Source organism: Exiguobacterium sp. s138, from assembly GCF_018618775.1.
GTDB lineage: Bacteria > Bacillota > Bacilli > Exiguobacteriales > Exiguobacteriaceae > Exiguobacterium_A > Exiguobacterium_A artemiae.
Map to the genome: position 1 here is coordinate 180,166 of NZ_JACSMW010000002.1, position 14,079 is coordinate 194,244.

At 46.8% G+C, this 14,079-nt stretch carries 16 protein-coding genes; all 16 read left to right on the forward strand.

Annotation, left to right across the window (positions count from 1 at the left end; genetic code table 11):
• The first annotated feature begins 3 nt into the window (after positions 1 to 3).
• The 16 genes from fliM to KNP91_RS04800 are packed head-to-tail and all read left to right on the forward strand — an operon-like array spanning position 4 to position 14,068.
• Positions 4 to 987, forward strand: coding sequence for a flagellar motor switch protein FliM (gene fliM, locus KNP91_RS04725; protein ID WP_012370738.1), 984 nt, complete (start codon positions 4 to 6; stop codon positions 985 to 987).
• Between the two features lies 1 nt (position 988).
• On the forward strand, positions 989 to 2,119 hold the full coding sequence (fliY, locus tag KNP91_RS04730; RefSeq protein ID WP_114595504.1) for a flagellar motor switch phosphatase FliY: 1,131 nt from the start codon (positions 989 to 991) through the stop codon (positions 2,117 to 2,119).
• Positions 2,120 to 2,131: 12 nt separating this feature from the next.
• Entirely contained in the window at positions 2,132 to 2,497 is a 366-nt protein-coding gene (locus KNP91_RS04735; protein ID WP_012370736.1) for a response regulator, read from the forward strand.
• Positions 2,498 to 2,511: 14 nt separating this feature from the next.
• Positions 2,512 to 2,988 carry a flagellar biosynthetic protein FliO gene (locus KNP91_RS04740; RefSeq protein ID WP_251135899.1) on the forward strand — a complete coding sequence of 159 codons (477 nt, stop codon included), beginning with the start codon at positions 2,512 to 2,514 and terminating at the stop codon, positions 2,986 to 2,988.
• Entirely contained in the window at positions 2,985 to 3,653 is a 669-nt protein-coding gene (gene fliP / locus KNP91_RS04745; RefSeq protein ID WP_114595506.1) for a flagellar type III secretion system pore protein FliP, read from the forward strand. Before KNP91_RS04740 ends, fliP begins: the two co-directional genes overlap by 4 nt.
• An 11-nt stretch (positions 3,654 to 3,664) precedes the next feature.
• A complete protein-coding gene (fliQ, locus tag KNP91_RS04750) occupies positions 3,665 to 3,937 on the forward strand; it encodes a flagellar biosynthesis protein FliQ (protein WP_012370733.1) in 273 nt (90 codons plus the stop codon).
• Complete coding sequence (fliR, locus tag KNP91_RS04755) at positions 3,934 to 4,701, forward strand: flagellar biosynthetic protein FliR (protein WP_214764042.1); 768 nt, start codon at positions 3,934 to 3,936, stop codon at positions 4,699 to 4,701. The genes fliQ and fliR overlap by 4 nt, the downstream gene beginning before the upstream one ends.
• 1 nt (position 4,702) lies before the next feature.
• Positions 4,703 to 5,794 (forward strand): flagellar biosynthesis protein FlhB, encoded by a 1,092-nt coding sequence (flhB, locus tag KNP91_RS04760; RefSeq protein ID WP_114595508.1) that lies wholly within the window; start codon positions 4,703 to 4,705, stop codon positions 5,792 to 5,794.
• 14 nt (positions 5,795 to 5,808) lie between these two features.
• Complete coding sequence (gene flhA, locus KNP91_RS04765) at positions 5,809 to 7,833, forward strand: flagellar biosynthesis protein FlhA (protein WP_214848894.1); 2,025 nt, start codon at positions 5,809 to 5,811, stop codon at positions 7,831 to 7,833.
• Positions 7,834 to 7,836: 3 nt separating this feature from the next.
• Positions 7,837 to 8,904, forward strand: a complete 1,068-nt coding sequence (locus KNP91_RS04770; RefSeq protein WP_214764057.1) for a flagellar biosynthesis protein FlhF — start codon at positions 7,837 to 7,839, stop codon at positions 8,902 to 8,904.
• Positions 8,901 to 9,755, forward strand: a complete 855-nt coding sequence (locus KNP91_RS04775; RefSeq protein ID WP_114595511.1) for a MinD/ParA family protein — start codon at positions 8,901 to 8,903, stop codon at positions 9,753 to 9,755. The genes KNP91_RS04770 and KNP91_RS04775 overlap by 4 nt, the downstream gene beginning before the upstream one ends.
• Before the next feature lie 21 nt (positions 9,756 to 9,776).
• Complete coding sequence (locus KNP91_RS04780; RefSeq protein WP_214764067.1) at positions 9,777 to 11,765, forward strand: chemotaxis protein CheA; 1,989 nt, start codon at positions 9,777 to 9,779, stop codon at positions 11,763 to 11,765.
• An 11-nt stretch (positions 11,766 to 11,776) separates the two neighbouring features.
• Positions 11,777 to 12,205: a chemotaxis protein CheW gene (locus tag KNP91_RS04785; protein ID WP_114595513.1), complete on the forward strand. Its 429-nt coding sequence runs from the start codon at positions 11,777 to 11,779 to the stop codon at positions 12,203 to 12,205.
• The gene (locus KNP91_RS04790) at positions 12,198 to 12,806 is read left to right on the forward strand and encodes a chemotaxis protein CheC (RefSeq protein WP_214848896.1); all 609 of its coding nucleotides are present in this window, start codon (positions 12,198 to 12,200) and stop codon (positions 12,804 to 12,806) included. The genes KNP91_RS04785 and KNP91_RS04790 overlap by 8 nt, the downstream gene beginning before the upstream one ends.
• The gene (locus KNP91_RS04795) at positions 12,799 to 13,281 is read left to right on the forward strand and encodes a chemotaxis protein CheD (protein ID WP_114595515.1); all 483 of its coding nucleotides are present in this window, start codon (positions 12,799 to 12,801) and stop codon (positions 13,279 to 13,281) included. Before KNP91_RS04790 ends, KNP91_RS04795 begins: the two co-directional genes overlap by 8 nt.
• A gap of 13 nt (positions 13,282 to 13,294) precedes the next feature.
• Complete coding sequence (locus KNP91_RS04800) at positions 13,295 to 14,068, forward strand: FliA/WhiG family RNA polymerase sigma factor (protein WP_114595516.1); 774 nt, start codon at positions 13,295 to 13,297, stop codon at positions 14,066 to 14,068.
• The last annotated feature ends 11 nt before the right edge of the window (positions 14,069 to 14,079 follow it).

A 14,079-nucleotide genomic window follows, 5' to 3' on the forward strand; every position in this document is an offset into this window, starting at 1 on the left:
CGCATGAGCGAAGTATTATCACAACATGAAATTGACGCCCTGCTATCAGCCATTTCAAGCGGAGATATGGAAGTTGAGGAAATACGCAGTCAAGAAGAAGAACGTCGTGTGAAAGTATATGACTTTAAACGGGCGTTGCGATTCTCAAAAGACCAGATGCGGAACTTAACGCGGATTCATGAACAATTTGCCCGAGTCTTGACGACCCATTTCTCAGCACAGCTTAGAACATACGTCCAGTTTACGGTCAATACGGTCGAACAGCTTCCTTATGACGAATTCATTCATTCCATTCCGAACATGACCTTAATTAATTTAGTGAATCTTCATCCGTTAGACGGACGGGTCATCTTCGAAGTGAATCCGAACATCGCGTATGCGATGCTCGATCGATTGCTCGGCGGACCGGGGGAAGGTATGAATAAGATTGAGAACTTGACGGAAATCGAAACCCGGATCTTGACGCAGTTATTCAAACGCGCTTTTGTTCAATACGGGGCAGCGTGGGAATCGATTGCCGAAATCGAAGCCGAGTATGATGATTTGGAAATCAATCCACAATTTCTTCAACTCGTCTCACCGAATGAAACGGTCATTCTCGTCTCGATTTACGTGACCGTCGGAGAAGTAAGCGGAACGCTTAATGTCTGTCTGCCGTTCGTGACACTCGAACCAATCATTCCGAAACTATCGAGTCACTTTTGGATGCAACAAGAGAAACGAAAGTCAGCCGATAACCAAGAGTCAGAACATATGCAAACACAGTTGATGGGATCAATCGTCGATTTGAAAGCAGTGCTCGGCCAGACGGAACTTTCGTTTGGAGAATTGTTACACCTCGAGGTAGGCGATTGCCTGTCCCTCCAGACACGTACATCCGATCCGGTTGAATTGTTCGTCGATGATCGGAAAATGTTCAAAGCGCGGCCTGGTCTGAACGGGAAGCATCTCGCTTTACAAGTCTTACAACGAATTGAGGAGGAATAACATGAGCGATATGCTTTCGCAAGATGAAATCGATGCATTATTACGTGGAACCCCATCGGCTGAAGAACCAACCGATACCAGTTCAACGGATGATTTACATCAATTGGATGAGATGGAAATTGATGCGCTTGGAGAAGTCGGGAACATCTCGTTAGGAAATTCCGCGACAGCCCTTTCTGCATTGTTGAATCAAAAAGTCGAAATCACGACACCACACGTGCGGATGATTACGATGGAAGAATTGCGGAGTCGTTATCCGATTCCCCACGTCGCTCTTCGCGTTGGATATACAGAAGGATTCAAAGGAGAAAACGTTTTGATTTTGACACAACGGGATGCTTCCGTCATTGCGAATTTAATGATGGGCGGCGATGGTGTCGTTGATGAGAGCCTTGAGATGGAACCGATTGCGCTGTCTGCCGTTCAGGAAGCGATGAACCAGATGATGGGAGCGGCTGCGACCTCGATGTCGACCGTGTTCTCAATGCGCATCGATATCTCGCCTCCAGCGGTCGAAATTTTTGATTTCTCGCAAGAAAAAACAATTGTGGACAGCTTCTCGTTATGGGAAAGCATGGTCATCATCGAATTTGATTTGAAAATCGGAACGCTGATCGACTCAAAAATCGTCCAATTGGCACCACTTGAATTTTCCAAACAATTGATTCAGAAATTATTCAATGCCAGTACGACAACGAGTGAACCGGCACCCGCAGTTCAAGTCCCTGCACCAGAACCGGTCCGGGAACAGCCGGCTGCGTCTCAGCCGCAGCCGGAACCCCGGTATGAAGCACCACCCGAACACAAAAAGGAGCCGGTTGGCGTCAGTCCTGTTCAGTTCGGTCAGTTTTCTGAAGTGCAACAAGAAGGTCCGCCCGGCAACATCGGCATGCTCTACGATGTACCGTTGAATGTCACAGTCGAACTGGGACGGACGCGCCGGTCAGTCCGGGACATTTTGGAATTAACACAAGGTTCCATCATTGAACTGGATAAATTAGCAGGAGAACCCGTTGACGTGTTCGTCAATAATACATTGATTGCAACGGGAGAAGTCGTCGTCATCGAAGAAAACTTCGGTGTCCGGATTACAGAGATCGTCAATACAAAAGAACGTCTGCGGATGTTCTAAGGAGGAAATAGGATGAGTGCAAAAGTTTTGATTGTAGATGATGCAGCTTTCATGCGAATGATGATTAAGGAAATTTTATCGAAAAACGGCTATGACGTCGTCGGTGAGGCTGAAAACGGACGTGAAGCCGTTTCGAAATATAAAGAGTTAACGCCGGATCTCGTCACACTTGATATCACGATGCCGGAAATGGACGGGATTTCAGCATTAAAAGAAATCAAAGCCTTCAACCCGGCTGCCAAAGTCATCATGTGTTCGGCGATGGGACAACAATCGATGGTCATCGATGCGATTCAAGCCGGAGCAAAAGACTTCATCGTCAAACCGTTCCAGGCAGACCGTGTACTCGAAGCCGTTTCGAAAACCATTTCATCATGAGAAGACTGACCTGTTTGACCTGTCTTCTCCTGTTCCTGCTGACGCATCAGGTCGGTGCCGAAACAGTGGAAGAGAAGCTCAACCCATCTAAGAAAAATGAACCTACAACACAACAGGTCGACGGGTCATCGACAGTCGTCACGGTCGTAAAAATCGTCGTGACACTCGCAGTTTTGATTGGTGGATTCCTGCTTGCTGTCCGTTTCATCAATGAACGGACAAAGGGAGTCCGTCAATCGAGCCGACTGTCGCATCTCGGTGGTGTCCCGCTTGGCAAAGATCGATCCGTTCAGCTCGTGAGGGTTCACGGTAAGATTTATGTTGTCGGTGTCGGTCAAAACGTTGAATTGCTTGATACGATTGAAGAAGATGACGAATGGTTAGCAACGGATACATCCGAGAGCCCACCACATACGTCAGCCGCATCTCCGTTTCTGGAATCATTTAAGCAACAGCTCGATCAGTTCCAGAAGAAACGAGGACGGTCATGACGACGATTGAAAACTTGATCTCCTTGGATACGCCGTCCGGGACGGCAACTTCCATCAAATTACTGGTCTTACTTACGCTTTTATCATTAGCACCGTCGTTACTGATTTTGATGACATGTTTCACACGCGTCATCGTCGTCTTATCCTTTGTGCGTTCTGCTTTAGGAACACAACAAACACCGCCGAACCAACTGCTTGTCGGACTGGCGTTATTCATCACATTGTTCGTTATGGCGCCTATTTTAACGGAATTGAACACGACGGCCTTACAACCGTACATGGACGACAAAATCAGTCAAGAGGAAGCCTTTGATCAAGCCGGAGGAACGATGAAACGTTTTATGTCTCAGTACACACGGAGCAATGACTTAGAACTCTTTTTGAAATATGGCAATTACGAGAAGCCGGAGAAGGTGGAAGATATTCCGCTCGTCGCGTTAGTGCCGGCCTATGCCATCAGTGAGTTAAAGACGGCGTTTCAAATCGGATTTATGATTTTCATTCCGTTCCTCGTCATCGATATGGTCGTTTCGAGTGTCTTGATGTCGATGGGGATGATGATGTTACCACCGGTCATGATTGCCTTACCGTTTAAATTATTATTGTTCATTTTAGTAGATGGTTGGCATTTAATTGTCGAATCACTACTCGTCAGCATGCGATAGGGAGGGACGACATGACGCAGGAAATGATTATTCAATTAGCCAGTTCGGCCGTATGGACCTTGTTAAAGGTGTCAGCTCCGCTCTTGCTCGTCTCACTCGTCGTTGGACTTCTCGTTAGCATCTTGCAGGCGACGACTCAAATTCAAGAGCAGACCTTATCGTTTGTTCCGAAGATTGTTGCCGTTTTTTTAGCACTCGTCTTTTTCGGTCCATGGATCATGGAAGAACTCAAAACGTTTACGATTGAAATCTTCAAACAGATTGCCGAGGTTTCGCGGAAATGACGTTACTGTCCTTTGTCAGTGTTTTTTTACTTGTATTTGGTCGACTCGTTGGATTTTTAGTGGCTGCTCCTTTGTTTTCATCGAAGCAGTTACCCGCTCAGCATAAGTTGGCAATCGCTGCCGGACTTGCCTATTTTGCCAGTTATGCGGTCAAGACGACGGTTCAAGTCGATGACATCGATTTCTTTTTTCGAATGGGAACAGAAGTCGTCATTGGGCTCTCCCTCGGTTTGCTCGCCAGTTTTTTACTGTATGCGCCACAAATGGCCGGATCAATCATTGATTTACAGATGGGGCTGGCGATGGCATCGGCATATGATCCGATGTTTGGTGGTCAATCGCCGATCGTCGGCCGATTTTTTTACATGTTGACACTGCTCGTGTTGCTGGCATCAGATATGCATTTGATTTTACTAGATGGCATCTATACGAGTTTTAAAATCTTTCCGCCCGGTAGTGCGATTAACGTTTCCGGAGAAGCTGGCATGAGCTTAGTCGTTCGTGTCGTCGGGCTCGCGATGCTCACGGCTCTTCAAATGGCGATGCCACTTGTGGTCGCCCTGTTTTTAGTTGATTTGGCGCTTGGGTTTTTAGCGAAAACCGCACCCCAGTTCAATATTTTTGCGATTGGATTTTCTGTCAAGTTATTGATGGGTTATGCGATTTTGTTTTTACTCGCCGGAGCAACCATTACCGGGATTTCTCGATTTGTTCCCTTATTACAAGACGTATTGTCCGATGCGATTCAATTACTAGGAGGTTGAGATGGGAAAATATACATTAACGCTTGACCTCCAGTATTTTGCGGGCGAAAAGACGGAAAAGGCATCCCCTCGAAAACGTGATGATTCTCGAAAAAAAGGTCAGGTCGCAAAGTCGGCTGATTTAACAAGCAGTTTGATGTTGTTCGGAATGTTCCTGATTTTATTTTTCTTTGGTCCGTTTCTAGGGAAACGGTTCGTCATGGTATTAGAAGATGGACTGAGTGCCCAAACGGTCTTAGTCGCTGTCGAAGAAGGACGCGTCCAGGAAGTCATGATTGAAATGCTGGTCCAAATGAGTATTTTGGTTGCACCCTTCTTTTTGACAGCAGTCGTCATCGGCATTTTAGGGAATTTTGTGCAGATTGGAGCATTGCTCAGTACAGAATCGATTCAACCGAAACTCGACCGGATCAATCCGCTGCAAGGCGTCAAACGAATCGTCAGCATGAAAGCATTAATTGAATTCTTAAAATCGGTATTTAAATTACTTGTCATCGGTGTGACGAGTGGAACAGTCTTATGGAATAACAAAGTAGAAATTTCACGTTTGACGTCAGAACCGATTGGTGACGCCTTGGCGATTATCGGTCATCTGACGTTCCTGTTGGGGATTTCAGTCAGTATCGCGTTGATCGTCCTTGCTGTCCTTGACTTTGCTTATCAAAAATTCGATTTTGAAAAGTCGATTCGGATGAGTAAACAAGACTTAAAGGATGAGCATAAGAATACAGAAGGGGATCCGCAAATCAAAGGGAAAATCAAACAGCAACAACGGGAAATGGCGATGCGGCGGATGATGCAGGAAATACCGAACGCCGATGTAGTCATTACGAACCCGACCCATTACGCCGTAGCGATTCAGTATGATGACGGCAAACATGCCGCACCTATTGTCGTCGCCAAGGGAGTGGATGCTGTCGCATTCCGAATTCGGGAGAAGGCGACAGCAGCTGAGATCCCGATTATTGAAAATAGACCGCTCGCACGAGCATTATTCGCAAAATCAGAAATAGGAATGGCAGTGGATGAATCATTTTATCAGGCACTCGCTGAAACACTCGCCTTTGTCTATCAAATGAAACAAGCGAAATGAAAGGATGAAGCATCATGACCATTTCAACACGAGATTTATCTGTCCTGCTAGGCGTCATTATGATTGTCTTCATGCTCGTCATTCCACTGCCAGGATTTTTACTCGATTTTCTTATCATCATCAACATTTTGATTGCCTTAATGGTCTTACTTGTCGCGATGAACGCGAAGGAAGCATTGGAATTTTCTGTGTTCCCGACCCTCTTGCTGATCGTGACTCTGTTCCGATTGGCACTAAACGTCTCGACGACCCGATCGATTCTCTCGAACGGGAACGGTGGAGAAGTCATTGAAGCATTTGGTAGTTTCGTTGTCGGCGGAAACGCTCTGGTTGGATTCGTCGTCTTCCTGATTCTTGTATTGATTCAGTTTTTGGTCATCACGAAAGGATCGGAGCGGGTATCGGAAGTATCGGCCCGGTTTACGCTCGATGCGATGCCCGGAAAACAGATGGCGATTGATGCCGATTTGAACTCCGGTATGATCGACGAATTACAAGCCCGGACACGCCGCCAAAAAATCCAGTCGGAAGCCGATTTTTACGGCGCGATGGATGGAGCTTCGAAATTCGTCAAGGGAGACGCGATTGCCGGAATCATCATCGTCATCATCAACTTGATTTTCGGAATGATCATCGGTGTCGTCCAACAAGGGTTACCGATGACCGAATCAATCAGCTTATACACCTTGTTGACGGTCGGTGACGGTCTTGTCAGTCAAATTCCGGCCTTATTGATTTCTGTCGCAACCGGAATCATCGTTACCCGCTCGACTTCTGACGGTAACTTAGGGGAAGACATCATCGGTCAGCTCTCACGGACACCGCTCCTCGTCATGATTGGAGCTGGTGCCATCTTCCTGTTAGGTCTTTTTACAGCGATTCCCGATTACGTGACGATTCCTGTCGCGGCAGCAGCGGCTTTCTTCGCTTGGCGATTGACACGAACGTCAAAAGCAGCTCAAGAAGAAGTCGCTGTCGAAGAGGCACCAACTGAAAACCTGCGATCGAGCGAATCCGTCATTTCCCTCTTGAACGTCGATACGATCGAGTTTGAATTTGGCTATGGTTTGATCCCGCTCGCCGATGAAGCGCAAGGTGGGGATTTACTTGACCGGGTCGTCATGATCCGGAGACAGTTGGCACTTGAACTTGGATTCGTCTTACCGACAGTCCGGATTCGTGACCATCTGCAACTCCCGCCGAATCACTACCGGATTAAAATCCGCGGAAGTGAGATGGCAACCGGCGAACTGCTGCTCGATCATTATCTGGCAATGAGTCCGGGTGTCGATGATCCGGAAATCCAAGGGATCGAGACGGTTGAACCCGCGTTCGGGATGCCGGCCTTATGGATTGATGAACGGACGAGAAGCCGGGCTGAGATGTCCGGATATACAGTCGTCGACCCGCCATCTGTTGTCGCCACACATTTGACGGAACTTCTGAAAAAACATGCGGCCGATTTACTCGGCCGAGAAGAGACAAAACAACTGGTCGATCATTTAAAGGAATCGCATCCGATTTTAGTCGACGAAGTGACACCGCAATTGTTGTCGATCGGCGAGCTGCAAAAAGTGTTCGTGCAGTTGTTAAAAGAAAAAATCTCGATTCGAAACTTACCGCTTATTTTTGAGACACTCGCTGATTATGCGGCTGTGACGAAAGATAGTGATTTGTTAGCTGAATATGTCCGTCAAGCATTAGCCCGACAAATTACGGAACAAGTCTTACAAGGAGACGTATTACACGTTGTGACGGTATCGAGTGAACTGGAGATGGAGATTCAGTCAGCGATTCAAAAAACGGAGTTCGGCAATTATTTGGCGCTTGATCCTGATAAGGCAACACATTTCATTGAGTCATTAAATGAATTGACGGCAGAATTCGAACGGTACGGAGCTCAGCCAATCGTTTTGGCATCACCAAGTATTCGGATGTTTGTTCGTCAATTAACAGAACGTTATTTCCCGGATGTACCTGTTCTGTCTTATAACGAATTGATTCCGACAATTGAAGTCAAGAGTATTGGGGTGATTTAACACATGATGGTAAAACGAATTATCGCAAATTCTGTCAGCGAAGCGATGGAACTGGTTAAACAAGACTTAGGAAATGATGCCATCATTTTGAACACACGACAGATCAAAGTGGGCGGTTTGTTCGGCTTATTTGCACAAAAAAAAGTGGAGCTCGTCGCCTCGGTCGAAGAACATCCGGTCGAAAAAATAATACAGCCTGTAAAACAGGTTACGGCTGAGCTGCAACCAGCTAAATCAGTCGTTCAAAGTCATCCGTCAATGATCGAGCCGCTTAGTCCGAAGATTGTCTCGTTCGCTTCACGGCGGTTGCCGGAAGCGCTGAGCTCATACGAAGTTTTGCTCGCTGAACCTGCCCTGCAGCGTGAAGCGGAGGCACTCTATGATTTATTGGTGTCCACTTACTACAAGACCAATGATGTGAGACAGGTCGAACAAGCCTTCATCGCGACTGTGACTGCTCCTATTCAAGTCACGACGGCAACTTCCCGTTTCATTATGGTGACCGGACCGACGGGAGTCGGAAAAACGACGACCCTTGCCAAACTGGCTGCTTATTACCGTCTTACGAAACAACAAACCGTTGGATTGATTACGACGGATACATATCGGATTTCAGCCATCGAACAATTGCGGACTTATGCCGACATCATCGATATTCCGTTACGCGTCGCCTATGATTTACAAGAATTCGAACAAGCAAAAGTCGACTTATCCGACTGTGACGTCATCCTGGTCGACACGGCGGGAAGAAATTTTCTTGACGCGGGTTATGTCGAACAGTTAAAAAAGCGGCATGATTTTTCAGAGACGGATGTATTTCTTGTACTCAGCTTAACGTCGAAGTACCGCGATTTAGAACAGATTCAACAACGGTTCGATCAAGTCCCGTTGTCCGGATTCATTTTTACCAAAGCCGATGAGACAACAGATTTGTGGTCGATTTACGGACTGACGAAAAAGACACAGTTGCCTGTGTTTTGTCTGACGACAGGACAAGAAGTACCTGAAGACATCATCTGGCCGACAAGTGCAGAAGTTTCCCGAATGATTGTAGAAAGAGGGTTAAGATGATGCCAGAAGATCAGGCACGAGCGTTAAGATCAAAAGTTTCCGTACGGCAGACCAAAACCATTGCAATCGTCAGTGGTAAAGGCGGGGTCGGAAAAACGAATGTCGCGGTGAATCTGGGTGTCGCGCTATCGTTGCAAGCCAAAAAAGTATTAATCATTGATTTGGACATCGGCATGGCGAATGTCGGTGTGCTGCTCGGAAAATCGTCTAGAGTTTCATTGATGGATTGTGTCAAGGAACGGTCACCCTTGACCCAAGCCGTCGTCGAAGCGACGCCGGAACTGCATTTCATTCATGGCGGGAGCGGATTCACAGAATTAATGGATCTGACGGATCACGATGTTGAATTCATGATGAGCGAGTTTCGGTTTTTCTATGAATATGATTTCGTCTTACTCGATCTGGGTGCCGGAGCAACACATCAGACTTTTGATTTCATCAGCAGTGCGGATGAAGCATGGCTGGTCGTGACGCCTGAACCGACGTCAATCATGGACGGATACGCTTTCGTCAAACTTGCGCATCACCACGCACATGAACTTCCTGTCGCAGTCATCGTCAATCGGGCAACGAACGGCCAAGAAGCGCTTGAAACATTTGACCGTCTACAACAGGTCAGTCAGAATTTTTTGGAAAAATCGTTGCGCTTCGTCGGTTTTTTGCCGGATGATCCGACTGTCATGAAGGCAGTCAAAGCCCAACGACCATTTTATGTATTTGATCGGACGAGTGATGTCAGTTGGCGACTTGATCATATTACGACATCGCTGACGGGGCTTCAGGTCCAGGAACAGAAATTTTTAGACCGGTTACTGAATCGTTTGAAAAAACGGCATAACCGTGTCCGCTAACCATAAAGGAGGATACGTTCCATGGATTTAAATGAATATTTAGGATTGTTTCTTGATGAATCGATTGAACATTTACAAGCCATTAATTCGAGTTTGCTGATTTTTGAACAACGACTCGACGATGAAGCCGTCATCGATCAAATTTTCCGATCCGCTCATACGTTAAAAGGGATGGCCGGAACGATGGGGTATGATGCCATTGCCGATTTAACACATGAAATGGAAAGTGCACTTGATTTAGTCCGTTCGAAGACACAACCTGCCACACCCGAATTGATTGATGTATTATTTGTCGCAGCTGAACAGCTGGAAACGATGGTCGAGGACATCAGTCAGGGTGGTACCGGAAAGCTGGATGTGGCAACAACCGTCGTTCGTTTGAAACAGTTTATCAATACAGATTCGGAACCAAGTCAGGATACGGACAAACCCGCAGCAACAGTCATGAAAAACTTTGAGTGTGATGTCTATTCTGAGTCGGTTGTCCGTCAATCGATGGCTTCCGGTTATCAAGCCTATGTCATTACGGTGGAGTTATCGGCGGATGTCATTTTAAAGGCGGCCCGGGTGTATATGGTATTTGACCGGTTGCAAAACCTTGGGGATGTCATCTTGTCGAATCCGACTTCGGATGAACTGGAACAAGAACAATTCGAGACCCGTTTTGATGTCTTGTTCGTGACGATGAAATCTGCTGAAGACATTCAAAGTGAAGTCAAAGCCGTTTCGGAAGTCGCTCAAGTGTTGATACAGCCATTCGAAGTGCCGGTCGAACCAGCAGCAGCGGCGACGTTGCTCGAGCCGGTTGAAACGCCGGTCGTCAATCCGGCGACGGATACTTCGAACGAGACACAAACACCGGTTGCGGCAAAAACGATTCGTGTCAACCTCGAGCGGATTGATCGATTGATGAATCTGTTTGAAGAATTCATCATTGACCGTGGACGCCTCGAGCGGATTGCGGCAGAAGCCGGTTCTTCTGATTTGACGGAGACGGTTGAACGGATTAAACGCGGAACAAATGAACTGCAGTCACTTGTCCTAACGTTACGGATGATGCCGATTGAACAAGTCTTCAATCGTTTCCCGCGGATGGTACGTTCGGTATCGAAAGATGTCGGTAAAAACATCAAGCTCCACATTACAGGAGCGGAAACAGAACTCGACCGGACGGTCATTGATGAAATTGGGGATCCGCTCGTCCACTTGATCCGAAATGCAGTCGATCATGGAATTGAAAGCAAAGCTGACCGGATTTTAGCAGGAAAAGCAGTCGAAGGAAATCTGTCACTCCGGGCTTACCATTCCGGAAACCGTGTGTTCATCGAGATTGAAGATGACGGCGCAGGCATTAATCAGGAACGGGTGACGAAAATTGCCCTTGAAAAAGGATTGTTGACGGAAGAAGAGGCAGCGTTGTTGACACCGGAAGAAGCATCGATGTTATTGTTTGCGCCTGGATTCTCGACGGCAGAAACCGTCACCGACTTATCAGGCCGTGGTGTCGGGCTGGACGTCGTTAAATCGAAAATTGAATCGCTCGGTGGAGAAGTCTTCGTCGAGACGAAACGCGGAGAAGGAACGATTTTCAGAATCAGTTTACCGCTGACGTTATCGATTATTTCTGCGATGCTCGTCAAATTGGGAGAAGAAACATATGCGATCCCGTTGACAGCCATCCTTGAAACGACATCGCTGAAGCAGGACGCCATTTTACAAGCCCACCGGGAAAAGGTATTCGATTTCCGTGGCCAGCTTGTTCCATTGATTTCATTAAATCAAGTATACGGATTACCGCATGCGGAAGCAGACGCCTATTCTGTCGTCGTCGTCCGAAGCGGCGAGAAATTAGCAGGGTTGATAGTCTCAGAACTGATAGGACAACAGGAAATCGTCATGAAACCGCTAGGCAGTTATCTTGAGGGGATTCGTGCGATTTCAGGTGCGACGATTCTGGGTGACGGACAAGTTGCGTTAATCATTGACAGCAATGCACTGTTACGAAAGTGAGGGAATGAAGAATGGAACAAAAATGGGTCGTCTTTCAATTAGAAGAAAATGCATATGGAATTGATGTGCAATCGGTTCGTTCAATCGAACGTGTCATTCCGATCACACGTATCCCAAATGCCGCATCTTATGTCAAAGGTGTCATCAACTTACGCGGAGTCGTTACACCCGTGATTGATTTGCGGACACGTTTAGGATTTGAGTCCGTCGAGGAAACAGAAGAAACACGGATCATCATCGCAACACTGGAACATGGAGATGCAGGATTCATCGTGGATTGTGCAAATGAAGTCGTTGAAGCAGCAGATGTCCGGATTGAACCGCTGGCAGATTCAAAACAAGACGAGACCAACTATTTAACGGCCATCGCTAAAGGGGAAGATCAACTGTTCTCTTTACTCGAGCCAAACCGTTTATTTGAAGAGATTATCCATGCTTAATCGAATGGAACAGGATGTCTTTCGAGAAATTGGTAATATCGGGGCGGCACATGCGGCAACCGCTTTATCCACGTTGCTGGGGCAACCGGTTGAAATCGAAGTCCCTTCAGCGGACTTGGAAGGGTTCTCGACCATCATTGAGCGGGTCGGAGGTGCTGAAACTTACACAGCAGGAGCACTCCTTCGATTTTCTGGGGATATTAAAGCATCCTTATTATTTTTAATGCCACTCAAGGATGCTGAGAAACTCGTTTCTCAGTTATTGCAACAGCCATTTCAATTTTTTTCGGAACACCATGCACTTGGTGTTTCAGCATGGGAAGAGATCGGGAATATTTTGATCGGCGCTTATGCCCGCTCGATTTCCGATTGGCTGGATTTATCCGTCCATGTCACGGTCCCGGCCTCTGCTTTTGATATGGTGGGAGCAATTTTGGAAGTTGCCTTACTTGAGTCAACAAAATTTGGTAACATGGCAGTATACATCGATACACGTTTATCCAGTTCAGGTAATGATTTGAATGGTCATTTATTGTTACTACCTGAAGAAGGTGCCTTTGATTCGGTCTTTCAACGATTGGGTGTGGATATTGATGGATGAAGTCGTTCGGATTGGAATTGCAGAATATGCAGTCAGCCAAAAACCGATCATTCTTCGGACGGCTGGTTTAGGTTCTTGTGTCGGTGTCATCATCTACGACCAAGAGCGTGGGCTGTCGAGTATGGCACACGTGATGTTACCGGACTCGTCAATCAGTCGGAATATCGCACTGGAAATCGGAAAGTTCGCCGATACGGCAGTCGTCGAGTTGGCACGTCGTCTTCGTCATAGTGGAGCAATTCGTCTCCGGGCAAAAATTGCCGGTGGTGCACAAATGTTTCAATTTAAATATGAACACGAATCGATGCGAATCGGTGAACGAAATATTGCGGCGGTAAAATTGGCTTTACGAAAAGCGAACGTCCCACTCGTTGCGGAAGACGTTGGTGGAACAAATGGTCGAACGATCGAGTTCCATTCTCAGACTGGTCGGTTAGTCATCCGGACAGTCAACGTCGGAACGCTGGAAATTTAGAGGAGGAATGGTCATGCGTGAGGAATTACAACAACTTTGGAATCAATGGCTATCGACGCGTGATGTAGCGGTAGCTGACCAGTTACTGCTAAATTATGAACCTCTTGTGCACTACCACGTTCAGCGTCTCAGCGCGACACTTCCGAAGAGTGTCGATCGTGATGAATTAAAAAGTCTTGGGATGATGGGATTGTATGATGCCCTTCAAAAATTCGATCAAAATCACAACAATAAATTTGATACGTATGCAGCATTCCGTATTCGCGGCGCCATTTTGGATGGCTTACGGAAAATTGACTGGTTACCCCGGTCGTTACGCGAAAAATCAAAGCGGGTCGAAGCCGCTGTCGAGATTTTAGAACAAAGTCTTCAACGGACCCCGACGATTGATGAGGTTTCATCGATTGTTGATATGAATCCGGAAGAAGTCAAGACGGCACTGGCTGAGAGCTATTTTGCGAATATTCTATCGATCGATGAAGCCGTGACACTTCAAGACGAAGGAAAAGCGATGGCCGTTTCCTATCTGGATCCGGATGCAGCAACACCTGAGGATACGCTTTTGATGCGGGAACTGATTTCGAAATTGGCGGAAGAAGTGGAGCAATTATCCGAGAAGGAACAATACGTCGTATCCCTCTTTTACTTTGAAGAACTGACATTGACGGAAATCGGGGAAGTCCTTGGTTTATCTACTTCACGAATTTCGCAGATTCACTCGAAAGCGCTCCGAAAACTGAAACAAGCGTTAGGGAGTGCTTATCTTTCTGACCGCGTCGCGATGTGAAAGGACATACC